The organism is Methylomonas fluvii (assembly GCF_014850975.1).
GTDB lineage: Bacteria > Pseudomonadota > Gammaproteobacteria > Methylococcales > Methylomonadaceae > Methylomonas > Methylomonas fluvii.
Map to the genome: position 1 here is coordinate 683,975 of NZ_JACXST010000001.1, position 26,123 is coordinate 710,097.

The following is a 26,123-nucleotide window of genomic DNA, read 5'->3' on the forward strand; positions in this document are numbered from 1 at the left end:
CGTCAGCAACCCAACCAGCGACCAAGCTGTAAACCCTGAGCCGATGCCCAACAGACCAAAAATCCTGAAACAAACCGTCATCGCCCAAACCCGGCAATTCTGCATCGAAGCCCTGGACCTGGAGTTTAGTAACGGCGAGCGCCGCCAATACGAGCGTCTGGCTCGCAGCGCCTCGCACGGTGCGGTACTGGTGGTGCCGATGCTAGACCCCGATACTGTGCTGCTGGTTCGGGAATACGCCGCCGGCATCCATCGTTACGAGCTGGGTTTACCCAAAGGCAAGCTGGATGCCGGCGAGGATATGCTGGACGCCGCCAATCGCGAGTTGAAAGAAGAAATTGGTTATGGTGCGGCCAAATTACACCATTTGCACCGGGTATCGCTGGCGCCGGCCTATCTGGAACACACGATAGATATTATTCTCGCTGAAGACCTGTATCCGGAAAAACTGGTCGGCGATGAACCTGAAGAACTGCAAGTGGTGCCTTGGCCGTTAAATAGTATCGATACCTTGCTAGCCAGCGGCGAATGCAGCGAAGCCCGTTCGATTGCCGCCTTGTATATGGCGTTGGCGCATTTGAACGAGCGCGGTTGAGCTGTCGATCACTACGGTAAAGACGCAGGAGTTTGCACCTCTACAGCTTTGAACTTTAAATTTTGAATAGGGGCTCCAAACCGTCGTCGCTTTTCCCTTTGCCGCTGACCGCTGCGGGTTTAGTGGAAAACACCTGCCAAAGATTCTGGCCTTGCCAATCTTGATTCTGCCCGGAATATAACAAGCGATTCAGCGCCAAAATCTCTTCACGGAGCCCATCGGCACAATGGGCCGCAATCGCCCCCAAACTCTCCGCGCCGAACTCGGCCTTACCCCATTGCAGCAAAGCCTCCTTGGCGGCCTGCGGGTTATTTTCCCAACAAGCACGTTTCAGCGTCTTTTCCATAGCGGTTTCCTGCACCCGCTCAACAGGCTTGTCCGTTGGCGCTTTGCCGGAAGGGCGGCGATAAAACACAACAATAGTCAGTAGCCAGCCCAGCGCCAACGTCGCCGATACCACTTGCCAAAAGCGGGTGTCGCTGCTGTTGGTCACGGTAATTGGCGTCGTGGTCATCGGGCTCGCTACCGGCTCTTGCGGTGCACTCGATGCAGCGGGCGAAGCGGGATTTTGGGCATCCATGCTGCCGGCTAAGGCCGTGAGCTTGACGCTAGGCAGGTGCGCTGTTTCCATTTTCTGGGTTTTGGTGTTGAACCAAACGATGTCCAGCGCCGGCAAGGTATATTCGCCAGGCTTGGAAGGGATGAAGGCAATTTTTTCTTCGCGTAGCGCCGTTAAACCGTCGCTGCCTTTGTCTTCCTTTAGCAGCGGTTGGTCGGGATAGGTTTTGATGCCATCGATAGCGGTTTTATCAAGCAGTTCCGGCAACTGGCCGACCGTGGCGCCTTTCGCGCTCAGTGTCAGCGTGCGGGTCAAAGGCTCTCCAACTTTGGTTTGCAAGCTGGTAGCCGACCAGGTTTCGCTGAGTTTTAAAGATTCGGCGCTCAACCAATTCGGGCCTTTAAAGCTGGCCGGCACCGCTTGTACGTTCAACGTGATGGCTTTGGAAGCCACCCGCCGAGATTCCGTATCCGGCCGATTGAAGAAACCGTTGAAACGCGGCTGGCGTTGATTGCTCAGGTATTCGGCATTCAGTATCAACGGCGCGATGGTAAATACGCCGCTTTGCTGCGGAAAAATCGCATATTTCCGTTCCGTCACCCAATAATCCACGCCCTTGACTTGGGTGGCGTAGGTGCTGTCCTCGCCCAGTTTTTCGACTAAGGCATCCTTAATCTCCGGTTCGCTAAGACTGGCCTGGGTAATCTGTACCTTGCGGAATAACTTCAGCGTGTACAACACCTGCGACTGCACGTAGGGCTGCTCGGGCGTGGCGGTCACGTCCAGAAATATGTCGTCGTTACCTTGCGGAGCAGCGGTATTTTCATTCACAACCAGTTTCAACGGCTTGCTGCTATCGGCACCGAAGGCAATCGACGGGATGAACAACTCGCCGGCTTGTTTGGCCATCGCCCGAACTATCCATTGTTCGGTCCGGCTACTTTTGCCGTTGATCCACGAGGAATTGCTGCTGCGCTGCTGACTGAGAATGTCGAAATTCTCCTGCAAGGGCGCAAAATCCGGATTGCCGTCCGGCTCTGCGCTGGCGGTAAAGGTAATTTGAAACGATTCAGTAAGGCCGACCGGGTTGCGGTCAACCGCCACTTGAATCTCCGCCGCCTGTATCGCGGCGCTAATCAGCATTAACAGGCCATACAGCAGCCACGAGTAACTATGTCTATGCATACAATGGATCATTTACTTCATTGAAAAAGGTTTATGAACATCAGGGCGGTCATCGAACCAGCCGTATAACACTGGCAATACCACCAAGGTCAGCAGCGTGGAACTAATCAAGCCGCCTATCACCACGATAGCCAGGGGCTTTTGCACTTCCGAACCAGGGCCGATGGCGAATAAAAACGGCACCAGACCCAGCAAGGCCACCGTGGCGGTCATCATCACCGGCCGAAAGCGTTGTTCGCAGCCGCGGCGTATCGCATACTCCAGACTCAGACCGCTTTCGCGCTGGGAGCGGATATACGATACCAACACCACCCCATTCAGCACCGCTATGCCCCATAAGGCGATGAATCCCACCGAAGCCGGGACCGATAGGTACTCGCCGCTGATAAACAGCGTGATGATGCCGCCTATCGACGCAAACGGCAGTACCAGAATAATCAACGCGGCAAAGCGCAGCGATTTAAACAACATAAACAACAAAAAGAAAATCGCCGCGATAGTAACCGGAATGATCATTTGCAAATGCCCCAAGGCCCGCTCCATATTCTGGAATTGACCGCCCCATTGCAGATAATAGCCTTCCGGCAATTGCACTTTGTCGGCCACGGCTTTTTGCAGCTCGGCGACGAAACCGCCCAAATCCCGGTCGCGCACGTTAATCCCCACGACAATCCGGCGCTTACCCATTTCCCGGCTGATCAAGGCCGGACCATCGTTTAAGGTGATATTGCAGACATCGCCCAGGGGCACGCGCGCGCCGTTCGCTGACGTCAGCATCAACGCATCTATGGCACCGATATTGTTCCGAAATCGCTCCGGCAAGCGCACCGCCGCCGAAAAGCGCCGTTCGCCTTGATAAATCTCGGTAGCCACTTTGCCGGCTATCGCGGTTTCTATGACATCGTGTATGTCCGATGCGTTTAAACCGTGGCGAGCGATGGCTTGCCTATCAACGGTGATATTCAAATATTGCTGACCGGTCAAACGCTCAACCCGTATATCGCGGGCACCGTTAACATCGTTCGCCACCCCGGCAATGGCGTCCGCCAGGCGTTTCAATTCAGCCAGATCGTCGCCGAAGACTTTCACCGCCACGTCGGAACGCACGCCGGTGACCATTTCATCCACCCGGTCGGAAATCGGCTGGGCCATCACCACCTGCATGCCGGGCAGGTTTTCGGTGAGTTTCGCGCTCATCGCATCGGCGATGTCGTCCTGAGTCCAGCCTTTCGGCCATTCTTCCCGCGGTTTCAATGTAACGATAGGCGTGGACTCGTTTTGCGCTTGCGGATCGGCGGGGCTTTCGCCGCGGCCCACGCCGCTGACTACGGTTTTTACGCCGGGGATTTCCATCACCATTTTCATCGCCTGCATTTCCACATTGATGCTTTCCTCAAGCGAAATGTTCGGCATCCGGTTAATGCCCGGCACGATGGAGCCTTCCTTCATTTCCGGAATGAACGATGTGCCCAGCAAGGGCAGTAAGGCCAAGGTCGCGGCGAACACGCCGACCGCACCCCCCACCACCTTCAGCCGATTGGCCATCGCCCAATCCAGCATCCGTAAATAAATCCGCTTGATGAAAGCGATCAGCCGGGTGTCGTGCTCGCCGTCGTGGCCTTCCAGTAAAAAGGCGCAGAGTACCGGCGACAAGGTCAGCGACACGAGCAGCGAAATCAGCAAAGCAATAGCAATGGTATAAGCCAGCGGCGCGAACATCTTGCCCTCCATGCCTTGCAGCGTCATCAGCGGCAAAAATACCAGCACGATGATGCCGACACCGAACAACACCGGCGTCGCCACTTCCTGGGCGGCGGTCTGCACCACGCGCACCCGGCTGGTTGCCCGGCCTTTTCGTTCGCCGAGCAGCCGAAACGCGTTTTCCACCACGACTACCGAACCGTCTACCATTAAGCCAATGGCAATCGCCAAGCCGCCCAGCGACATCAGATTAGCGGACAGACCCAACTGATTCATTGCGATAAACGTCACCAAAGGCGTGACGATCAAGGTACTGACCACGATCAGACTGGAGCGCACATCGCCCAGAAACAGGAACAACACGATCACCACCAGCACTATGCCTTCCAGCAGCACTTTGGTCACGGTATGCAAAGCCGCATCGACCAAATCGCTACGGTCGTAATAGGAGACAATTTTCAGGTCATGCGGCAGCATGCCTTTCGCGTTGATTTCCGCCACTCGCGCCTTGATGCGGCTGACCACTTCCTTGGCGTTGCCGCCGCGCAGCATCATGACAATGCCGCCCACGGATTCGGTGTAGCCGTCCTTGAGCACTGCACCCGCCCGGACTTCATGGCCGATTTTGACTTCGGCGACATCATGCATATGCACCGGTACCGAGTCTTCTTCCTTCAAGACGATATTGCCGATGTCTTTGACGTCGTTAATCAAGCCGACGCCGCGAATCAGATATTGTTCGGCATAATGCGGCAGTACGCCACCGCCGCTATTGGCGTTATTTCTAGCCAGCGCCTCGAATACTTCGGTCAATGAAATCCGGTAATGATGCAAGCGGTTGGGGTCAACCAACACCTGGTATTGTTTGACATAGCCGCCCTGGGAATTGATTTCCGCCACGCCGGGAATCCCGCGCAGCAACGGCCGCACCACCCAGTCCTGCGCTTCGCGGCGCTGTTGCAATTCCTCTTGGGTCAAGGCCCGTTTGCCATCATCGTCGCGCTCCAAGGTGTATTGATACACCTCGCCCAAACCGGTGGAAACCGGCCCCAGCACCGGATTGATGCCTTCCGGCATCTGCTGCTTCACCTCTATCAGCCGTTCCATTACCAACTGCCGGGCGAAGTAAACCTCGGTCTTATCGGTAAAAATTAACGTAATCAAGGACAAGCCGTTCTTATTCATCGAACGCATTTCTTCCAGGCCGGGCAAGCCGGCCATCGCTATTTCCAAGGGCACGGTGACCAATCGTTCGACTTCGTCCGGCGATTTACCGGTCGCTTCGGTGGCGATTTGTACCTGGATATTGGTGACATCCGGAAATGCATCCACCGACAGCTGCTGCACGGCGCGCGCACCGAACAGCGTGACCGCCACTGCCAGCACCGCCACCAGAACACGCTGATGCAGAGCGGCTGCTATAAGGCTGTTAATCATGCTCTACTCCAAGGTGCTGCGCAGGCGTTCGTTATTCAAATGAAACGCGCCACCCACGACAATTTTTTCACCCGCTTTCAAGCCTTCCAGTAAGGGCCGTTTCTGAGCTTCTTCGCGGCCCAGCCGCACCGGACGTAACTCAAAACGTGCGGCAGCGGTTTCCACGAACACAAAATCCTTATCATTTTCCCTGACCACCGCCTGGCTGGGCACGATCAAGGTCTGTGAGCCGGGCTTGCTGATTTTTAAGGTGGCCAACATTTGCGGCTTGAACAAACGCTGTGGATTGGCTAGGGCCATCCGCACTGTCACCGTGCGGGTGTCGGAATCGACCATATCGGCGACATAAATCAGTTTGCCGCTAACTTCCTGTCCAGGTAGTGCCGGTACTTCGGCGAAGGCTTGGTCGCCTTGCCGCGCCCAGTGCGCTTGTTGCTCGGGAATTTCCGCAACTAGCCACAGTTGCGACAAGTCCGCGACGGTATACAAAGCGTCTGCCGGCTGTACCACCTGGCCGATGGCGACGTTCCGTTCGATGACGACGCCGTCTATGCTGGCCGTAACCGGCGAAAAGGAGTGAATGCTGCGCTGTTTGTCTATGCGTTTCAAATCCGCGTCACTCATGCCCATTACCCGCAACTGGTCCGCGGCGGCGCGTAAATCCACATCGGCTTCAGTCAACACGCTCTGCCGCTCCTGAAACTCGGCTTCCGAGATCACGCCGCTTTCCAGCAGGCGCTCGGCGCGCTTGACGGTAATCCGCCGCAAATTGACTTGCGACGCGGCTTTTAAATAGTCGGACTGTGCTTTACCCAGCTCGGTGCTATTCAGTAGCGCCAGACGTTCGCCCTTTTTTACCACTTGGCCGAGCATGGCATCGATTTCGGTAATCCGCCCGGTAACCGAGGCGCCGATGCGCGCGACCCGGTGTTGATCCAATTCCACCCGGGCCGAAAGATTCAGCGACTCGGCGACTTCGCCGGGTTTGACCTCGGCGATGTTCAACAGCTTTAGCAAGGCAGGCGAGGCTTCCAGGACCGGTTTCAAATCGGCGCTAAAGGCGGGTAAGGCAAAACTCAGCAAAAATAGCGCTGCCATAAGCGGCGAAGAGCGGAATGGCGTCTGGAGCTTGGCTTTCATGGTATTTCCTTTAAGCAAAAAATCTTTTCAAACAATTTACAAATCACGGACTACTTCTACGTTGTCAGATTATTTTCTAGGTCATCTTGTCATCTAACGACGTAAAGCTAAGGCCGATGCAAGCAATGTTGGCGTATAACTCAGGTGTCGCCAATTGCGCTTTAGGCCGACAAACTCAACTTAGCGAATGGCTAAATTGCCGCCTCGGATGGTTTGGCGCTGACCAACACCTTATCGATACGCGTACCGTCGATGTCGACGATCTCGAAACGCCACTGCCGAAATTCGAAGTTGTCCGTTACTTGGGGAATTTTTTCCAGGTAAAACAAAATAAAGCCGCCGACGGTGTGATAGGCGCTGTCGGCTTCGCCGGGCAAATTGCCGTCTATACCGATCACCGTCTTCAAACGCTGGATCGATAAACCGCCATCCACCAACCACGAACCATCGCTACGTTGCACCACATCGACGTCCAGATTGGTGCGGCTGGGTAGATGGCCGACGATGGCTTTTAGGACATCGCTGAGCGTGACCAAGCCTTCAATATCGCCATATTCGTTTACCACCAGCGCCAAATCGGCACGCTTTTCCTGGAAAAACTCCAGTAATTGCCTTAGTGTCATGGCTTCAGGCACATACAACGGTGCATGCAGGATCGGCGCTATATCCAAGGTCTTGTCGGCCATCGCCAGCTTTAGCAGATCGCTTCTCTGCAAGATTCCGACCACATTTTCCAAGCCGTCTTGGCAAACTACCGCTCTGGCGTAGGGGCAGTCGGCGATTTCGGCATGTACTGTCGCTTCCGGATCGCTTAAATCGATAGCGTATATCTGCTGCCTCGGCGTCATGGCCGCGCCGAGCATTTGTTCATCCAGTTGCAAGACGTTGCCAACCAAATGGCTTTCGCTGGCGTGAAATACACCGGATTCCGCACCGATTTCCATCAGCAGTTTGATTTCTTCGTTGGTGACACTGGTCTGCGGCGGCCGATGTGCGCCAAATAGCCGCAATATCAGCGTGCTGGATGAGGACAGCAGCCAGACGATAGGGCTGGCAACCAGCGACAGCGTATGCATGGGCCGGGCGATAAACACCGCAATCCGCTCCGGATGCAGTAGGGCCAGTCGCTTGGGCACCAGTTCGCCGATCACTACCGAACAATAAGTAATCAGAAATACCGTGGCGATTAATGCAATGCTCTGGGCATAGGGCGCCAGCAGAGGAATGTTCAGCAGTTGCCGATACAAGGGACGGGTTAAGGCATCCTCGCCCAAGGCGCCACTGAGAATGCCGACCGAGGTTATGCCGACCTGCACGGTAGACAAAAATCGGGACGGATCCTGGTGCAATTTCAGCGCGGTGCGCGCACCCGCGCGTTTTTCGCCGGCCAATTTCTGCAAGCGCGCCAGCCCGGAAGAGACCAGCGACATTTCCGACATTGCAAACACGCCGTTGATCAGGATTAAAATCAGTATCAGGCCAATATCCATGGGTTTATAGCATCCAAAAGTAATAAGTGTCGGTAGTACGCCAATTGGTTCCCGGTTCTCGATCCGTCAATTTACCAGGCCGGACCGGTCGGGTTAGCTCGATTGCGCTGCCCATATTGATATTTGAATTTACGCTTTAACAAGCCGGTCGGCTCGTCGGGTATGCGCTTTAGCCAAGCATCGTCGGATTGCTTGTCCTCATCGAGTTTAGGCTGAACCATTTGAGCGGCACTTTCTTTATTTGGCGGCATCTGTTCTGAATCAGGTTGGAACTCTTTAGGATTACGCGATTTTTTTGTATCTGAGTCGGGTTTTGGGGATTCAGAATCATCGGTACCTTTAGAAGAATTTTGGTCGCTGCTTTTATCGTTTGGTGATGGTGTTTTTTGTTTATCTTCGCCATCATCAGAAGGCTTATTTTGCTGAGAAGACGTGCAGTCAGGATTTTGTTGCTGCGTTTCATCGCACGTTTCCCGGTTTTCTTGCTTTTCTTGTTTTTGTTGCTCTTCTAAAGCTTTTTTAGTTACCTCGAGATTATCTTTAGCATCCTGATTATTCGGATTGAGTTTTAAAGATTTCTCATACTCCATCAGCGCTTCCTGCAACTGGCCGGCCTGAGCCAAGGCATTGCCGCGGTTGTAATGGCCTTCCGCGCTTTGGGTGTTTTTCAAGGTCTCGGCGGCTTCTTGGAATTTACCGGCCTTGTATTGAGCGGCGGCACGCCAATCCGGGTTATCGAACTGCTCGGCGGCTTGTTGGTATTGCTGTTGCTCAAACGCCTGCTTGGCGCGTTGATCGGGCGTTTGCCACAGGCTCTGCCAATCCAGGGCATAGCTGTTCTTCGGCAGCGGCAACAGGCACAGCAAGGCCAATAACAAACCTTTTCTAAATTGCAAAGCCGCCCACGGTAGCACCAGCAATAGCAGCCAGGGTCCCTTTTCATCCCATTGTTGCAGCAACAGATTGTTATCCAAATTTTCGTTACCGGTTTCGGCGCTATTGAACAAACGCCCCAAATTCTCTACATCCGCATCGTTTGCGGTCACCGGCTGGTAAATGCCGCGACCATGTTGCGCCAGCGTACTCAGGGCCGCTTCGTCCAACTTGGCGACCACGATGGATCCGTTACTATCTTTTACAAACCCAGCGCCTTTAAGTTGGATAGGCGCCCCTTCCGGCGTGCCCATCGCCAGTACCGAGAGCCGATAATCGCCCAGCCAATGTTCGGCCTGCTCAGCCACGTCGGCATCGACGCCATCGGTGACCAGCAGGATATGTCCCTTGACCAAGCCGGCTTGGCGCAGCAATGCCACCGCAGCATTCAATGCGTCACTGGTGTTGCTGCCCGGACTGGGCATGATGTCGGTGGTCAGTGCGCTTAGCTGGCTATCGATGGTAGCGGTATCGTTGGTCAACGGAGTGACGGTAAAAGCGTCGCCGCCGTAGACCAGCAGCGCGGTTTGACCATCCTTGCGTTGCTTCAGTAAATCGGCGATTTTGTAACGGGCCTTACCGATGCGGCTGGGTTTGATGTCGGCGGCATCCATGGATTTGGACAAATCCAGCGCAATCACCAGCGCAGCATCGTTTCTAAAGGCTGGGCCGGGCAAGCGCTGCCAGGTCGGACCGGCCAAGGCGATGATGGTCAGCAACGCGGCAAAGCCGGCGCCGAACAAAGGGCCACGCGAGGCTTGCAGCGGTTTGTCTTGCAAAATAAAGGGCAGCAACTCGGCATCGCAAACCTCGCTCCAGTTACCGCGCCCTTGCCGATGCCGCACCAACAAGATCAAAAACAGCACGGTCGGCAGTAATGCCAGCAACCACCAGGGCCGCAGGAAATGAAAATCAGCAAAATTCATGACCACCTCAAGCGGGCCAAGGTTAAGCATCCCGTCAATAACAAGGCCAGGCCCAGCGGCCAATAAAACAGCTCGCTACGCGGCCGGAAGTATTGTTTGTCTTTTTCAACTGGTTCCAACTGATCCAACATCAGGTAGATTTTTTCCAGCTCTTCGGTGTTTCGAGCGCGGAAATAGTGGCCACCGGTGGCGTCGGCAATCGCAGTCAGAGTTTTTTCGTCAAGATCGGCCGAGGGATTGACTCGGCGAGTACCGAACAGGCTGCGCACCAACACTTCGTCGGCGCCTATGCCTATCGTGTAGATTTTCAGGTGATGTTCCGCCGCCAGTTCGGCAGCTTTTAACGGCGTTAATTCGCCGGCGGTATTGGCGCCGTCGGTCAATAAAATCAACACTCGGCTGGCATCTTGCTGTTGTTGCAGACGCTTGATCGCCAAGCCGATGGCGTCACCTATCGAAGTTTTCGGATCGTCCTCGGTGATGCCGATAAACGCCTCGTGCAACAAGGTTTGCACGGTCTTGCGATCAAAGGTTAACGGCACGTGCAAATAGGCTTGCGTACCGAACAGGATCAAACCCAAGCGGTCACCCACCCGGCGCTGAATAAAATCGCCGGCCACATGTTTGATGGCGGTTAAGCGGTCCACACGCTGCTTGCCAATGATGAAGTCCTCTTCCTGCATACTGCCGGATACATCCACTGCCAGCATCAAGTCACGGCCGCTGACCGCTTGCTCTATGGGTTCGCCCAGCCATTGCGGACGCGTGGCGGCTAACAGTAAACAGGCCCAGGCAAAAGCTGCCAGCCATAGAGGCCAGCGCCGTTCGCTGCTGACCACCCTCGTTTCGCTGGGGCCAAGATCGTCCAGAAACGGCACTTTCAAGGCCGCCTGTTGGGCGACGGCGCGCGCCGGTAACAGCCAACGCAATATCAGCGGTAGTGGCAATAGAGATAGCAACCAGGGCCAGTACAATTCGATCATCGTTTTTTCGCCTGTTGTTTCAACCAGCGTTCGCACAATTCAAACAAGGCCTCCAGCTCGGTATCGGCGGGCGGCGTTTGCCGATAATGGCCGTCGGCCAGACAACGGCCGGGACCTTGGCTAAACGGCGCATCCGGCAGGGATTGATCCAGGTAGCTAAGCCAGGCTTCGCCGCGCAAGCTGGCGGCATCGCTGCGCGGCGCCGTACTAATGGCTACGCGCCGCAACAACGCAGACAAAGCCACCAAGGTCTGTCTGGCGTCGGCACCGCCATCACGGCGAATCGCGGATAACAATTTGCCGGCGGTTTTCACCGCTGTCTGCCGGCGGATGCGTTTATAAAGATACCGGCACAAAAAAATCAACAGCGGCAGCAATACCGCTAACAACCACCAACCCGGCGCCGGCGGCCAAAAAGCCACCGAAGCGGGTAAATGAATATCTTTTAAGGGCAATGGTTCCATATTGAATATCTACATCGCTTCCAAATTGGGGAGTGGGGTATACAAAATCAACATGTCGTCGATTTGCTGCTGAATAGCCCGCAGATCGTTAAAACCAGCCCGAGCGGCATCGTGCTGGCCGGTCTCGTAGCGTTTCAACAAACTTTCGGCCAGCACATGCAATTGCTGCTGTAATTGTTCGATATGCTCCAGCCAATCCTGGGCATACTGTCGGTCGTGTTGTACTTGCTTCAACCAGCGGCCCAGATGGGTACGACGTGGATCCATGATGGGCCTGCTTTTTACGACAGCTTGCGGCTCCGTGAACAGGCAGGCGTGGACCCGTTGCAACCACTGCCGGGTGTCGAATCGGCGAATCGCTATGGCGATCTGTTCCGCCGACAACTCGGCATCCGCATAAATTTGCCAGTCGTTGAAAGGCCGGTAAGCAATCACCCAGTCGGCAATCGCCGCAGCCGGCATCGGCCGGGCAATCGCATAGCCTTGCAGTAAATGGCAACCCAACAACAACAGCACGATGCCTTGCTCCTGGCTTTCCACGCCTTCCGCGACCACTTCCCGGTTAAAAGCCTGGCTGAGCGCAATCACGCTTTCGATGATGGCGTAGTCGTCGGGATCGTCGAGCATGTCGCGAACAAAGGTCTGATCGATTTTCACGGTATCCACCGACAAATGCCGCAAATGCGTCAACGAGGAGTAGCCGGTGCCGAAGTCGTCCAGGGCCACGCTGATCCCCAGTTGCTCCCGGCAGCTGGTGATAATCCGGTTCACAGCTGACAAATCATCCAATGCGGTACTTTCCAGAATTTCCAATTGCAGATACCGGGCATCCAGTTCCGGATGAAGGCGCAAAGTGTCTTCGATATAAGCGCCAATGCCGGACCACAGCAAATGATAAGAGGAGATATTGACGCTGACCTCCAGTTGCAAACCGCGCGCATGCCAGCCCGCCAACTGCTCGCAGGCTTGCGCAATGACCCAATTGCCGATGCGGATCTCCAGATCGGTGGAGGCAATCACCGGCAGAAACTCCAGCGGTGGCACCATGCCGCGCTGCGGATGTTGCCAACGGATCAAGGCTTCCACACCTTTAACCTGGCCGGATTTAATATCCACCTTGGGCTGGTAATACATGCACAACTCGTTGTTTAAAAACGCCGCTTCGATGTCGCGTAGTTGTTGGTGGCGATGCATGATCTGTTGGTCGTGGCTGGCATCGAACAACTGGCAACGGTTTTTGCCTGCCAATTTAGCCTGATACATGGCGTAGTCGGCATGCCGCAATAAGGCGTCGGCGTCGGCGTCATCCAGCGGATATACGGTAAAACCGCTACTGGCGCCGACCGAAATCGGCTGATCGTCGATGACATACGGCTGGGCAATCGCCCGGTGAATCCGCATGATGGTTTGTTCGCATTGTTCAATCGAGTCTATATCGCCTAGCAATAGCGCGAATTCGTCGCCGCCGTGGCGGGATACGCTGTCTTCCTCGCGAATCGCGTTTTTGATTCTGTCGGCCACTTCAACCAGCACTCGATCGCCGGTGTCGTGGCCGAATTGGTCGTTGACCGGCTTGAAGCCGTCCAGGTCCAGAAAGCAAATCGCCAGCAAGCTGTTTTCCCGCTTGCTGTGGGCGATGGCCTGATTCAAGCGATCAGCGAATAAAATCCGATTCGGCAGGCGGGTGAGCGGATCGTAATGGGCAAATAATTCCAGCATCTGTTGCTGCTGCTTGGCCTGGGTGACATCGGAAAATAGCCCGATATAGTGAGTGACCTTGCCGTCTGCATCACACAAGGCGGAAACCGTCAGCCACTCAGCATACAACTCGCCGTTTTTTTTACGGTTCCACAATTCGCCTTGCCAGTGCTGCGCTTCATGCAAGGCTTGCCACATATCCCGGTAAAAATCCGCACCGTATTTGCCGGATTTCAAGATACTGGGGTTGCGGCCTATCACTTCGGCGCGGCTATAGCCGGTAATCTCGGAAAAAGTCGGATTCACATCGACGATGATCCCGGCGGGATCGGTAATTAAAATGCCTTCGTGCGCCTCGCTGAATACCCGCGCGGCCAGTTTCAGATGTTCCTCGGCCTGCTTGCGTTCGGTAATGTCGCGGGTCAAACCCAACAGGGCTACGATATTGCCTTCCGCATCGCGCATCGGCACAGCGTGGGTGTCGAGCCAGCGCTGCCGGCCTTTCAGGCCGACGATTTCAAATTCTAGTGTGCCTGATGCGCCGGCAAACACCCGCCGAGTCAACTTTTTAAAGGCTGCCCGGTACCTAGGCAATACCAAATCTTCCATGCGTCCATGTTGGGCTTGTTCCAGCGTGTCGGCTTCTATCATGTCCAGACCGGCGCGGTTCATTTGCAATAAGCTGCCGTCCCGCGCCAGCAGTTTCACGCACTCCGGTTCGGAATCGACGATAGTGCGCAGCTTTAATTCCGATTCCTTGGCGATATTGGCGGTGGTTTCCAATTCCGCAACCGCATTGGCCAGCGCCTGGGTGCGTGCGTCCACCAAAGCTTGCACGGAGGCAGTTCTGCCGCTGATTATCAGCAATAAAATACTCAGCAAACTGGTAAAACAGAGCCCGCCGATCAGCGTAATCAAAGGTAGCGATGAACCTTGTTCGTTGACAAAATCGCTATCCGGAGTGACGGTGATTTGCCAATTACGATCCACAAACGCAAAACTACGCTGCCATTTTTTTAGGTCGTAGTTTAGCGACACCGGTTTGCGTACCGGTTTTACATACAAAGCCGTTTGTCCGGCGGGCGCGTTGAGGTCATCAATACTGATACCCAGCGTATCGGTGTTTAGTCCCCTGGTGACTGTTTCCACCATTTTGGTCGGCAGAACGATTGCCGAGACATAGCCGGCAATATCCAAGGCGTCGCCGCCGGCGCCATGCCGGCGAACCGGAATGGACACCAAAATGCCGGGATCCGTATCGTCACGCTGCATCAGCGTCAGTTTTTGCGAGGCAGTGGGTTTACCGCTGGCGCGGGCTAGGCTTTTTGCTTGGCGGCTAAGAGGATTTGTCATGGAATCGAAGCCGATGGCTTTTTCGTTGCCAGCCATTGGTTCCACAAACATGATCGGAAAATATTCCGGTCTGGCGCTGGCTTTGACCAATTGACCGGTATTGTCCCGTTCGATAACCCGAAAATTGGGAAATCCTTCGGCGCGGACCGCTTGTTCGAAGGCAGACAAATCGGCTTGGACGATCAGCGGTAGCCATTCCAGGGCCAGAATTTCCGGATGGCGTTGCAGGATACCCTGGGAAAACACGCTAAATTCGGCTCTGCTTACGTGCCCGGATGCCAAAAATACATCTCTTAGCGCCAGCGTACTGTCGATTACATCGATTGCATATTCCGCCAACAGCCGGTCTATCTCGGCGGCCCGACTGTCGAAAGCTTGTTGAATGCGTGCGCGTTCCGCTTGAAAGGCTTGCAAAAATACCAGCACCAATGCCAGCAGTGTGCCCAATAACGGCAGCGCGACACTCAAGCGCCGCGCCTGCCAAAGCGCACGGGGGCGTCCGAAATAACAAAACAATAGCGGCGTCACAATCATCACGCCCAAACTGTCGCCAACCCACCAGTTTCGCCAGGACGACCAGAGTTGCGCCTGGCTCATCAAATCCAATGAATAAAGTACAGCTCCGCCTACGCTGGGTGCGATCAGACACGCTACCGGCCCGGCCAGGACAAAAAACTTGAGGATGGCGGCAGGACTATCCAATTTGGGCAAACCTAGCGCCACGTAGGCTTTGGATAAGGCCAGGGCCGCCAACGCTTGCAAGGCGCTGCCGCCGCCAATGGCAAAGGAAGACATTGCGGTTTGAGCGGTCAGTTGGCCGGAAAACTCAATAGTCACCAGGAAATTGCTGAGTGCTGCGCCTAGCCAGATTCCGGGCCAAAGCTTGCGGCCGCCGATAAACAGCGCCGCCAACGCGATCCCGGCTGGCGGCCATAGCGGACTGGCATAGCCCGGCGGAATGATCATTTTGACGCCCAGCCAGCCGCCGGTAAACATCACCAAACTCAGTACGCCGATTTGTATCAGCAATACCATGGGGTTGACGAGTGCTACGCTTTGGTCCTTGGGCTCCGGCGCCGGAAAATCTGTTGAATGAGACAAATTGGGGATGCGCATGGCCTGATCGAGAACGTCTTAGGCCGCGGGACGCGCGCGGGTACCGTTCAATGCGTCCAAAGGCGCTTGCTGGGTCGTGCAGGGGATCAAGGTCAGACGCAGTTTATTGGCCAGCTTTTGCAGATAAGCCCGCCGGTCCTGAAAACGTTGCCGATAGGCTTGCAAGCGCTGTTTGTCGCCGCTATCGAACAGCACTTCGCGCCAGCCGTCGGTAAAACGGTAGCGGCCTTGGGAGGGTAAACTGCTTTCCAGCGGATCGGCGATATGCACCAACACCACTTCGCAATGCCGGGCCAGATTGGCCAGATGATTTTCGGCCGCGCTATTCATCCCGCGAAAATCGCTGAGAATATACACCCGGCTGCCGGGCCGGGCATGATGCAGCAATCTGAACAGAGGTTGCGCCAGATTGACCACAGCCGCACCGTTGTAGTTCGGATTGACCAGGGCGTTCAAAAACCGTAACAGCGCCGGCTTGCCGGTTTGCGGTTTCACTTCCTGGCAACCGTCATCGCTGAAAATCTGCCCGCCGATGCGGTCGCCTTGCTTCAGTGCCGCCCAAGCCAGTAAACCGGCCAAGCGGGCAGCCTGCACGGATTTGAACACGCCGCGCGTCGCAAATGCCATGGTCGCGCGGTAATCCACCGCGATGAACATGGGCCTTTCCCGTTCTTCCTTGAAAATCTTGCTGTGGGGCTTATCGGTGCGGGCCGTGACGCGCCAGTCGATGCGGCGCACATCATCGCCCGGTTGATAAAGGCGGGTTTCGTCGAAAGCCATGCCGCGCCCTTTCAGATGAGACAGATAATTACCGCTTTGCGCGGCGCGGATATTGGCGTGCCCCAGACTGAGCATGCCGGCCGGCTTGGCCAGGTCCACCAAGGCTTTTAAAGTGACCGTCACCCGGGGGTTGTCGGTCGCTGGCGATTTATTCATTTAGGGTACGGCAATTCTGGCTATCAATTCTTTGATCACATAATCACTGCTAATGCCTTCGGCTTCAGCCTCGTAAGACAGAATCAGACGGTGGCGCAGCACATCGTAAGCCATATCTTGGATGTCGCCGGGATCGACGAAATCGCGCTGTTGCAGCCAGGCCTTGGCGCGCGCGCAGCGGTCCAAGGCAATGCTGGCGCGCGGGCTGGCGCCGTATTGAATCCAGCCGGCCAAATCTTGACCATAAGCGCCGGGATTGCGGGTCGCCAGCACGATTTGCAGCAGATATTGCTCCAAGCTGTCGGCCAGATATAAATCCAACACTTCGCCGCGTGCGGCAAATAGGGCTTGCTGACTCACTTTAGGCTGTGCGCTGCCCTGGTTTTGCAGAGCGCCCTTGGCCTCGGCACGGGCCAGATGCAGGATGGCTTGCTCGTGTTCGGCATTGGGATAATCGATTTCTACATGCAGTAAAAATCTATCCAGTTGCGCTTCCGGTAAAGGATAAGTGCCTTCCTGCTCAATAGGATTTTGCGTCGCCATCACCATAAATAAAGGCGGTAGCGGATACGTGGCTTTGCCGACCGTGATCTGCCGTTCCGCCATGGCTTCCAGCAACGCGGCCTGGACTTTAGCCGGTGCACGGTTGATTTCGTCGGCCAGGATTAAGTTATGAAACAGTGGGCCTTTCTGAAACTCGAAGCTGCCTTGCTGCGGCCGGTAAATTTCGGTACCGGTCAAATCGGCCGGTAACAAGTCCGGGGTAAATTGCACGCGGTGAAAATCGGCTTCTATGCCTTGGCTCAGTACGTTGATGGCGCGGGTTTTCGCCAAACCCGGCGCGCCCTCCACTAACAAATGGCCATCGGCCAGCAGGGCGATCAGCATCCTCTCAACCAGTACTTCCTGGCCGATGATTTGGGTATTGATGTGGGTTTTGAGATTTTGTAAGGCGGCTTGGCTGGGGCTGAGACTTGTCGCAGTCATGTGTATAAAAAATCCTTATGTTTAACAAAAATGTGACCGAGTTGAGTCCTGAAAGTTGCGCGGTGCTTAATTTTTGCGCTGCAAATCTTTCCACTCGCGATGGGCAATCATAATATCAACCACTTGTTGCGGATCGTCGGTAACGGTAATCAGCTTTAAATCGTCCGCGGAAATGGTGCCGTATTCCATCATCTTGGCTTTCATCCAATCCATCAGGCCGCTCCAGAAATCGCTGCCGAACAATACCAATGGAATCGGATAGATCTTGTGGGTTTGCATCAAGGTCAACGCTTCGAAAAACTCATCCAGCGTGCCGAAACCGCCCGGCATACAAACGTAACCGATCGAATAGCGCACGAACATCACCTTGCGCACGAAAAAATAGCGGAAATTCAGCGAAATATTTTGGTAAGGATTCGGCGTTTGCTCCATCGGCAATTCGATGTTCAAGCCGATAGACGGCTGATCGTGCAAAATCGCGCCTTTGTTGGCGGCTTCCATCACGCCGGGCCCGCCGCCGCTGATCACCGCAAAGCCTTCCTTGCTGAGCATTTCCGCCAATTCCACGGTTTTTTGATAATAAAAATGCTCGGGTGGCAGTCGGGCGGAACCGAAAATCGAAATCGCATCGCACAAACCGGACAGTTCGTCGAAACCTTCGGTAAATTCGCTGATGATGCGAAAAATACGCCAGGATTGATCGCCTTTCAGGTCGTCGATGATACTGGAGGACGTCGAGCCGTCGGTGCGGCGATTTTTGATGCAACTCATGATTTATTCCTTAATGAGCACGCTGTGCTCCTGGCAATGGGACGAAAGAACCTGTTCACGGCAGCTCAGCCAAGCCATACACCACCTTACCGGCCAGCAAGGTATGGGTCACGCGCCCAGTCAAGGTCTGCTGCCAATAAGGCGTATTGCACCCGGCGCTAAGCCAGTTGTCGCGGTTAACCTGCCAACTGGCTTGCGGATCGAAAATGCACACATCGGCCGCAGAACCCGGCTTTAATGTGCCGCTAGCCAGACCCAAAATTTGTGCAGGTTTGCAGGTTAGACTGGCGATGGCTTGCAATAGACCGATGCGATGTTGTTGGGTCAGTGCCAGCGTCAATGGCAACAGGGTTTCCAGTGCAGCCACGCCCGCTTCGGTTTCCGGAAAGGCGCCGAGTTTGGCATCCAGGTCGTGCGGTTGGTGGTCGGAGCAAATCGCGTCGATGGTGCCGTTTACCAAGCCCTCGCGCAGATATTGGCGGTCGATGGCGCTGCGCAGCGGCGGCAACACGTGGTAGTTGCTGTCGAATGGGGTGATATTGTCTTCGGTCAGATGCAGTTGGTGAATTGCCACGTCGGCCGTGACGTTGAGGCCGTATTTCTTGGCCTGCTGCAATTTGATTACCGATTGTTTGCAGCTGATTTGGCTGATATGTACCCGGCAGCCGGTCAACTCCGCCAACTCCAGACATTGCGCCAAGGCAATGGATTCGGCGGCTTCCGGGATACCCGGCAAACCGTAGCGGCTGGCTACCGCGCCTTCGTGCGCGCAGCCCTTGCCGGACAGAGCGGGTTCATTGGCGCGATACATCAATAATAAATCGTGGGTGGCGGCATATTCCATCGCACGCCGTAATATCAATAAATTGCCGAGCGGCTCGCTGGCGTTGCTGACAGCAATGCAGCCGGCCTGTTTCAACGCGAACATGGCACTCAGTTCGCTGCCGCCTAAGCGCTGCGTCAATGCGCCGATACTGTATAAATTGGGGTAATCGGCTTTTTCGGCCTTGTCCTTGATGAACTCGACCACCGCCGGACTATCGATGCAGGGTTTGGTATCCGGCGGCAAGCACAATGAGGTGACGCCTGCGCTAAGCGCGGCGCGGGTTTCGCTGAGGATGTTGCCTTTCTGGGTATGGCCGGGTTCGCGCAAGCGTACGCTGAAATCGACGAAGCCGGGGCAGACGATTTGACCGTTGGCGTCGATTGTCTGCTCGGCTGTGAAATCGGCGGCTTGCTCCAACACGGAGACAATCTTGCCACCAGCAATACAAACAGAACCGATGGCATCGATATTGTTGGCCGGATCGATGACGCGGCCGTTTTTAATCAAAATCTTATTCATGCCACACCTCCCTGGCTGTGCATGGCCATCGACATAATCGCCATCCTCACCGCCACGCCATTGCTGACTTGTTGCAAGATCACCGATTGCGGGCCGTCGGCGACGCTGGAGGCAATTTCCACTCCTCGGTTGATTGGCCCGGGATGCATCACGATGGCATCGGCTTTGGCGCGTTTAAGCTTGGCTTCGGTCAAACCAAAGCAGCGGAAAAATTCGCTTTCGCTGGGCAAAAACGCCGAGTTCATGCGTTCTTTCTGCAAACGCAGCATGATGACCACATCCACATCGTCCAGGCCTTCGTCCATATCGTGCATGGGTATCACGCCCATGGTTTTGACTTGCGCCGGCAGCAAAGTCTTCGGTGCAATTACCCGCACTTCTGATACCCCTAAGGTATTCAAAGCCAGAATCTGCGAGCGCGCCACCCGCGAATGCAAAATATCGCCGACGATGGCGACCTTCAGGCCTACGAATTGTTTCTTGTGTTGGCGGATCGTGAACATGTCCAGCATCGCCTGGGTGGGATGGGCGTGCTGGCCGTCGCCGGCATTGATCACGCTGATATGCGGTGCGGTGTGTTGGGCGATGAAATGCGCGGCCCCGCTCAGCGCGTGACGGACAACGAACATGTCCACATGCATCGCTTCCAAGTTGTGAATGGTGTCCAGCAGGCTTTCGCCCTTGGAGGTCGCGGACGTGGCGATATTCATGCTCAGCACGTCCGCCGACAGCCGGGTGGCGGCTAGTTCGAAGGTGGTGCGGGTGCGAGTGCTGTTTTCGAAAAACAGGTTGACGATGGTTTTGCCGCGCAGCAATGGCACTTTTTTGACTTGATGTTCCGACATGCCGGCAAACGACTCGGCGGTATCCAGAATTTCGGTCAGCAGTTCCTTGTCCAGTCCTTCGATCGTCAGAAAATGCTTGAGCTTACCCTGTTCGGTCAGCTGAATATGTCGCGTCATGCCGCCACCACTTGCGGGGATTGAATCTCGATGCCCAATGGGTCGGGGCCGGTCAGTTTGATACGTTGATCGCCCGCCAGATCGATACGGATACCGTAACAGTCCGGTTGCAAGGGAATCTGCCGGCCGTTACGTTCAATTAAGACTGCCAGCACCACTTGATTGGGGCGGCCGTAATCGAAAATCTCGTTCAGCGCAGCGCGGATGGTACGGCCGGTATAAAACACATCGTCGATCAGAATGATGTCGCGGCCTTCCAGATGCGGCGGCAATTGGCTGGTTTTGACCTTGGGATGCATGCCGATTTGGGAAAAATCGTCGCGATAAAAGGTGATGTCCAGCATGCCCAAAGGTTCGCTCAAACCCAAACGCTGATGTATCTGCCGCGCGATCCAAGCTCCACCGCTATGAATGCCGATCAGCAAGGGATTCTGCAGATTACGCTCGCTAATCTGCCGGCGAATCGCGGCTTCCAGAGTGTCGAGCAGGTTGTCGATATTCAGAGTGGTGATGGGCATGGCGGTTACAGGGGGAATCTTGTTATTGTTATAAAATTCGGGAAAAGGCCGAAAGCGAGAAGATAAAAAGGCTGTGTGGCAGTAAAACCCTTGTCGTCTTTTTACTGATCAAACCAGCTTTGCAGAATGATCTGAGCGGCCAGCTGATCTTGCACTGCCCATAGTTTAGCAGCGCTAACCTTGAGGTCGTCGAACAGCATTTGCTTGGCAGCGAACGTGGTCAGTGTTTCGTCGATTTGGTGTACCGGCAGATTGTAACGACCATTCAATTGCCGACAGAATTTTTGCATGCGCGGCGTAATCACATTATCCGAACCATCATTCTGCCTGGAAATGCCGACCACCAAACCTATGGGCCGCCATTCGGCGATCAGTTGACCGATTTTATGCCAGTCCGGAACTTGATTAAGCGATTGGATGGTTTGCAGCGGACTGGCAATGCCGGTATCCGCATGCCCCACCGCGACCCCAATTTTTTTGTTGCCGAAATCAAACCCCAGATACGCGTCGCTGCTGAATTTTGCCACCAGCGGATCGAGCTTAACCATGACCTGCCGGTGTGGTCAGACGATTAATATCGATACCCAACTGGCCCGCCGCCGCATTCCAGCGCTGGCTGATCGGTGTTTCGTAGAGTATCTCTTCACCGCATGGCGTGTTCAGCCAGGCGTTTTCGACCATTTCTTTCTCTAGTTGGCCGCTACCCCAGCCGGCGTAACCTAACGCGATCAAATAATGGTTGGGACCTTTACCTTCGGCAATGGCCTCGAGAATGTCGCGAGAGCTGGTCAGGGTAATGTTCTCGGCGGTACTGATACTGGAATCCCAGCGTTGTTCGCAGGCATCGTGAATGACAAAGCCGCGTTCCTGCTGTACCGGACCGCCGGCGAACACCGGGGTCTCCAATACATTTTCCAGCTCGGTTTTGATCCCCATTTGCTCGAAAATGTCGCGCAATTTCATGCCGGTCGGTCGGTTGATGACGATGCCGAGCGCGCCTTCTTCATTGTGCTGGCACAGGTAGGTCACCGTGTGAAAAAAATGCGGGTCGGCTAAGCCGGGCATCGCAATCAAAAACTGGTTATTTAAATAAGTAACGTCTGTCATTGGAGTGCTGTATGGGCTAGCGGGCAGTCATGCCGGTTTCGTCTGAGAATTTCCAGACCCTGGTAATCACCAAAACGTTCACTTCTCTCAACAAATCATCGGGTAAAGCGGCAAACGGGGCACTCATCTTCACAATCCGTTTCGCGGCGTCATCCAGCGCGGAATTGCCGGACGATCTGACGACGCGCATGCTGTAAATACTGCCGTCGGCATTGATCCCCACATCCATGGTCAAGGATTGCGAAACGCCTTTTTTGCGCGCGGCCTCAGGATAATTCAGATTGCCGGTGCGCTCAACCTTGTCCTCCCAATCTTTGACATATTGCGCCGCGAGATACTTGTGCGTGCTAACCGCGTTGACGAATTTAATCTTAGTATCTTGCGCGCTTTGTTGGGTATTTCTGATGCGCTCGCCGAGTTGGGCGATTTGTTGCTGAAGCGCTTCCGGGGATAATTTTGGGGCGGACTCCAGAACTTCAACAGCTTCCGGTAATTCTACCGGTTGCTCGGGTTCCGTCACCACCTTAACCGGTGCTTTGGCTTGGGTAAGCAGCTTCTCGGCGACCGGTTTGACTTGCGGAACCACCGGATGCGGCAAGACTTTCTTTGCCGGAGGACTGATCGATTGTTCCTGAGTAGCTATTTTCTGCTGCGGCGGCTCGGGTTTGTGGGTTTCCTCTCCGGCACCTATTTGATGCTCCGTTGCCAGATGTTTCGCATCCTTGGGAGCCTTTTTCACCGGAGCATGGGCGACGGTGATTTCAATCGAGCGGTTGATCTTAGGTGGCTGCGGTGCGGTGAAATTAACGCCCAACAACACAATGACATGCAGTATCGCTGCCACAAACAAAGCCGTCAGCAGCGAATCACCTTGCGACAACGGCGTGGGAGTCAATTCCGGCGCGTGCATATCAGGCCTGGCATTGGGCGGCGATGTGGTCCATCAATTGAGCGCTGATATTGATACCGAACTGTTTATCCAGCTCCTGCACGCAGGTCGGACTGGTGACGTTGACTTCGGTCAGATAGTCGCCGATGACATCCAGGCCGACAAATATCAGGCCTTTTTCGCGTAAGGTTGGCCCGACCTGTTCGGCAATCCAGCGATCGCGATCACTCAATGGCCGGCCTTCGCCGCGTCCGCCGGCAGCCAGATTGCCCCGGCTTTCGCCGCTGGCCGGAATCCGCGCCAGACAATATGGCACCGGGTCGCCGTTGACCACCAGGATCCGCTTGTCGCCGTCTTTCACGGCAGGCAGGTATTTTTGCGCCATGATGTAACTGCTGCCGTGCTGGGTCATAGTTTCCAGAATCACGCTGAGATTGGGGTCGTGTTCTTTGACGTAAAATATCGAGGCGCCGCCCATGCCATCCAAGGGTTTCAGGATGATTTCCTGTTGCTCTTTTAAGAAGTCGCGGATTTTTTGCGGGTCTCGGGCTACCAAAGTGTCGGTGCAGCATTGCGGAAACCAGGCTGTGAACATTTTTTCGTTGGCGTCGCGCAGCGATTGCGGTTTGTTGACCACGTAAACACCCTGGCGCTCCGCCTGTTCCAGCATATAAGTGGCGTAGATATATTCCTGGTTAAAGGGCGGGTCCTTGCGCATGATGATCGCGTCCAATTCGGACAAAGCAATTTGCTGTTCACCGAGAAACCTATGCCACTGCTTGTCGTCGCGTTCGACTTCCAGCACGCGGGAACGGGCATAAGCGTTACCGTTGCGCATGTACAGGTCGGACAGTTCCATGTAATGCAGCTCCCAACCACGCGCCTGCGCTTCCAGCAACATAGCGAAACTGGTGTCCTTCTTGATATTGATTTGGCCGATGGGGTCCATGACCATGCCGAGTTTAATAGCCATTAAAGTCCTGTAAATTCCGAAGCAAGGGGAAATAAAACCAATTTTATCAAATTTATTTTGCAGGCTGTTGTTTACCAACAAAAGTTTTTTTGTTATAAAGCGCGGCTATTTTGAATTAAAAGCTCGCATTGAGGTAGTCATGTCCAGAGTATGCCAAGTAACAGGTAAACGCCCAGTAACAGGGCACAACGTTTCACACGCGATGAACAGAACCAAAAGACGTTTTACGCCTAATCTGCACCACCACAGATTCTGGGTTGAAAGCGAAAACCGTTGGGTTCGTTTGAGAGTATCTTCCAAAGCTATGCGTATCATCGACAAAAACGGCATCGATGCTGTTCTGGCCGATATGCGTAAACGCGGCGAACAATATTAAGGAGACTGACAATGCGCGACAAAATCAAATTGGTATCTAGCGAAGGCACCGGCCATTTCTACACCACCACTAAAAACAAAAAAACCATGCCTGAAAAAATGGAGATCAAAAAATTTGATCCCGTGGTTCGTAAGCATGTGATGTACAAAGAAGCGAAGATCAAATAAACAGCGTTTTATTGATCCGCATTCAGGCGTTGGCGGGCTAGTAGCAAGGTTTTTTCCGACTAGCCACCGCCACCGGCTTTCTTCATCGCTTCCAGCTCGGCTTTTAGCGATTCCGTAAATTTGGCAAGTGCCAAATATTTCATCTCCAAAGCTTTTTTCTCGGCTTCCAAAATATTGTATTTGGTTTTAAGCTGCTGCAGAAAACGCCGCAAACGCTCCATATCATCTTGTATTGAGGATTGTTCTGTGAACGAGTGACTCGTTTCGCTCTCGCCGCCAGCCCCTCTAAAATTACTGGTCTCAATACCGTCGTCGATGGGAAACGATGAAGGTGCTTTCAGTTCGTCCGGGTTAATGCTGTCGATACCGCCGCTTAAAATCAGCGCATTGAATTTATGTCGCATCAGGATGAAAGCCGCCGTTTCGCTAATCTTGCCGTTCTGGCAAACCACGACGATGGGATGCTGCCGATTTAAGGTTTTTAGCTGCATGCGCAAGGAAAAAAACGGCAGATTGATGCTGAACGGCAAATGCTTTGGCTTGTATTCATCGGGCTCGCGCACATCGATCAAATCGGCACCCTTGGTCACCAAGTCTTGGGCGTCTTTATAGCTGATATATTTAAGCGTCGGCTGCTTGATCAAGTTCAGAAACTGCTCCTTACCCAATCGCAACAGGCAAACATCCGTCAGCGCGCTAACGGAAACATTGCGAGGCTCACCCGAAATCAACGCATCCTCTCCGAAAGTATCCTGATCGCTGAGTTGCGCCAGCTTAATTTCCTTGGCGTTGGGAGCCGGTTTCCTACTTACCAGGCATTGCCCTCTTTTAATGATGTAGTAAAAATCGCCCTGCTCACCTTGATTGACAATGACAGTGCCTGCATTCACGCGCACTTCCTCCATGCCCATCAAAATTTTTTGCAAATTAGCCGGAGGCAACGCCCGAAATACCGGCGACTTCAACAAGGTCGTCATCCAGTCGTCATTGTCCTCCACCTCTTCAACTACCATAAAACTCTCTGCTTCTTCATACGGGACATCTTGAACCGATTTCATCATATCAGCATTCAATCGCAAAAAACGAATTCGGCTATTGGCAACGGCATGCACTTTCCTGGGGATTTGATGTGCCAGCGCAAAGCGCGCCGAAGGACTATCCGACTTGATTGTTTCGATCTTCAAGAGATCGGTCTGTAAGGTCACGCTACCATCGATCAAATACACCAGATCGTTACGCTCATCCCCGCATTTGAATAAAAATTGGCCTTCTTCCGCATCCTCGATCTTGATTTGTGCGCACAGCGCCTCAAATTTACTGAAGGGCAAGGTGGATAGCGGAATTAGTTGCCGAATCACACGGCCTTCAGCGGAATGGATGTCGACAGCCACGTACTCGTCGCGAATAAAAAGTGAAGGGAAACCAACAAGAAAACTTAATCTATGATAGTCGATTATTAAGTAAACTCTCAGTGAAACATTTTCCCGCCCAGCGAGTCCATGCTGGCAACTT

22 protein-coding genes are annotated in these 26,123 nt (G+C 54.3%); 3 read left to right on the forward strand and 19 right to left on the reverse strand.

The window, feature by feature from the left end; all coding sequences use genetic code 11:
- The first annotated feature begins 43 nt into the window (after window positions 1–43).
- Complete coding sequence (nudE, locus tag EBB_RS03250) at window positions 44–595, forward strand: ADP compounds hydrolase NudE (protein WP_192392448.1); 552 nt, start codon at window positions 44–46, stop codon at window positions 593–595.
- Window positions 596–650: 55 nt separating this feature from the next.
- Here the strand turns inward: nudE and EBB_RS03255 are convergent, their stop codons facing one another.
- From EBB_RS03255 to gshB, 18 genes are all read right to left on the reverse strand, one after another.
- Complete coding sequence (locus EBB_RS03255; protein ID WP_225587220.1) at window positions 651–2,339, reverse strand: BatD family protein; 1,689 nt, start codon at window positions 2,337–2,339, stop codon at window positions 651–653.
- Between the two features lie 12 nt (window positions 2,340–2,351).
- Window positions 2,352–5,477, reverse strand: a complete 3,126-nt coding sequence (locus tag EBB_RS03260) for an efflux RND transporter permease subunit (protein ID WP_192392450.1) — start codon at window positions 5,475–5,477, stop codon at window positions 2,352–2,354.
- 3 nt (window positions 5,478–5,480) lie between these two features.
- Window positions 5,481–6,617 (reverse strand): efflux RND transporter periplasmic adaptor subunit, encoded by a 1,137-nt coding sequence (locus tag EBB_RS03265; RefSeq protein WP_225587221.1) that lies wholly within the window; start codon window positions 6,615–6,617, stop codon window positions 5,481–5,483.
- 191 nt (window positions 6,618–6,808) lie between these two features.
- Window positions 6,809–8,107, reverse strand: a complete 1,299-nt coding sequence (locus EBB_RS03270; RefSeq protein WP_192392451.1) for a hemolysin family protein — start codon at window positions 8,105–8,107, stop codon at window positions 6,809–6,811.
- A 71-nt stretch (window positions 8,108–8,178) separates the two neighbouring features.
- Window positions 8,179–9,966: a VWA domain-containing protein gene (locus tag EBB_RS03275; RefSeq protein WP_192392452.1), complete on the reverse strand. Its 1,788-nt coding sequence runs from the start codon at window positions 9,964–9,966 to the stop codon at window positions 8,179–8,181.
- Window positions 9,963–10,949 (reverse strand): vWA domain-containing protein, encoded by a 987-nt coding sequence (locus tag EBB_RS03280; RefSeq protein ID WP_192392453.1) that lies wholly within the window; start codon window positions 10,947–10,949, stop codon window positions 9,963–9,965. Before EBB_RS03280 ends, EBB_RS03275 begins: the two co-directional genes overlap by 4 nt.
- Window positions 10,946–11,413 (reverse strand): DUF4381 domain-containing protein, encoded by a 468-nt coding sequence (locus EBB_RS03285; RefSeq protein WP_192392454.1) that lies wholly within the window; start codon window positions 11,411–11,413, stop codon window positions 10,946–10,948. The genes EBB_RS03280 and EBB_RS03285 overlap by 4 nt, the downstream gene beginning before the upstream one ends.
- Window positions 11,414–11,422: 9 nt before the next feature.
- On the reverse strand, window positions 11,423–15,580 hold the full coding sequence (locus EBB_RS03290; protein WP_192392455.1) for an EAL domain-containing protein: 4,158 nt from the start codon (window positions 15,578–15,580) through the stop codon (window positions 11,423–11,425).
- Between the two features lie 18 nt (window positions 15,581–15,598).
- Window positions 15,599–16,516, reverse strand: a complete 918-nt coding sequence (locus tag EBB_RS03295; RefSeq protein WP_192392456.1) for a DUF58 domain-containing protein — start codon at window positions 16,514–16,516, stop codon at window positions 15,599–15,601.
- The gene (locus EBB_RS03300) at window positions 16,517–17,503 is read right to left on the reverse strand and encodes an AAA family ATPase (RefSeq protein WP_192392457.1); all 987 of its coding nucleotides are present in this window, start codon (window positions 17,501–17,503) and stop codon (window positions 16,517–16,519) included.
- 66 nt (window positions 17,504–17,569) lie between these two features.
- On the reverse strand, window positions 17,570–18,274 hold the full coding sequence (locus tag EBB_RS03305) for an LOG family protein (RefSeq protein WP_192392458.1): 705 nt from the start codon (window positions 18,272–18,274) through the stop codon (window positions 17,570–17,572).
- Between the two features lie 55 nt (window positions 18,275–18,329).
- On the reverse strand, window positions 18,330–19,619 hold the full coding sequence (locus tag EBB_RS03310; protein WP_192392459.1) for a dihydroorotase: 1,290 nt from the start codon (window positions 19,617–19,619) through the stop codon (window positions 18,330–18,332).
- Entirely contained in the window at window positions 19,616–20,581 is a 966-nt protein-coding gene (locus EBB_RS03315; protein ID WP_192392460.1) for an aspartate carbamoyltransferase catalytic subunit, read from the reverse strand. The genes EBB_RS03310 and EBB_RS03315 overlap by 4 nt, the downstream gene beginning before the upstream one ends.
- Window positions 20,578–21,099 carry a bifunctional pyr operon transcriptional regulator/uracil phosphoribosyltransferase PyrR gene (gene pyrR / locus EBB_RS03320; RefSeq protein ID WP_192392461.1) on the reverse strand — a complete coding sequence of 174 codons (522 nt, stop codon included), beginning with the start codon at window positions 21,097–21,099 and terminating at the stop codon, window positions 20,578–20,580. The genes EBB_RS03315 and pyrR overlap by 4 nt, the downstream gene beginning before the upstream one ends.
- Window positions 21,100–21,200: 101 nt before the next feature.
- Complete coding sequence (gene ruvX / locus EBB_RS03325) at window positions 21,201–21,647, reverse strand: Holliday junction resolvase RuvX (RefSeq protein WP_192392462.1); 447 nt, start codon at window positions 21,645–21,647, stop codon at window positions 21,201–21,203.
- A complete protein-coding gene (locus EBB_RS03330) occupies window positions 21,640–22,206 on the reverse strand; it encodes a YqgE/AlgH family protein (protein ID WP_020483975.1) in 567 nt (188 codons plus the stop codon). The genes ruvX and EBB_RS03330 overlap by 8 nt, the downstream gene beginning before the upstream one ends.
- A 16-nt stretch (window positions 22,207–22,222) precedes the next feature.
- Window positions 22,223–23,116, reverse strand: a complete 894-nt coding sequence (locus tag EBB_RS03335; RefSeq protein ID WP_192392463.1) for an energy transducer TonB — start codon at window positions 23,114–23,116, stop codon at window positions 22,223–22,225.
- 1 nt (window position 23,117) lies between these two features.
- Entirely contained in the window at window positions 23,118–24,068 is a 951-nt protein-coding gene (gene gshB, locus EBB_RS03340) for a glutathione synthase (protein WP_192392464.1), read from the reverse strand.
- A gap of 139 nt (window positions 24,069–24,207) precedes the next feature.
- Between gshB and rpmB the strand changes: the two genes are divergently transcribed.
- Window positions 24,208–24,444, forward strand: a complete 237-nt coding sequence (gene rpmB, locus EBB_RS03345; RefSeq protein WP_192393522.1) for a 50S ribosomal protein L28 — start codon at window positions 24,208–24,210, stop codon at window positions 24,442–24,444.
- An 11-nt stretch (window positions 24,445–24,455) separates the two neighbouring features.
- Window positions 24,456–24,611 (forward strand): 50S ribosomal protein L33, encoded by a 156-nt coding sequence (rpmG, locus tag EBB_RS03350; protein ID WP_013816853.1) that lies wholly within the window; start codon window positions 24,456–24,458, stop codon window positions 24,609–24,611.
- Between the two features lie 59 nt (window positions 24,612–24,670).
- On the opposite strand, the gene EBB_RS03355 is transcribed toward rpmG, so the two are convergent.
- Window positions 24,671–26,002 carry a cyclic nucleotide-binding domain-containing protein gene (locus EBB_RS03355; RefSeq protein WP_192392465.1) on the reverse strand — a complete coding sequence of 444 codons (1,332 nt, stop codon included), beginning with the start codon at window positions 26,000–26,002 and terminating at the stop codon, window positions 24,671–24,673.
- Between the last annotated feature and the right edge of the window lie 121 nt (window positions 26,003–26,123).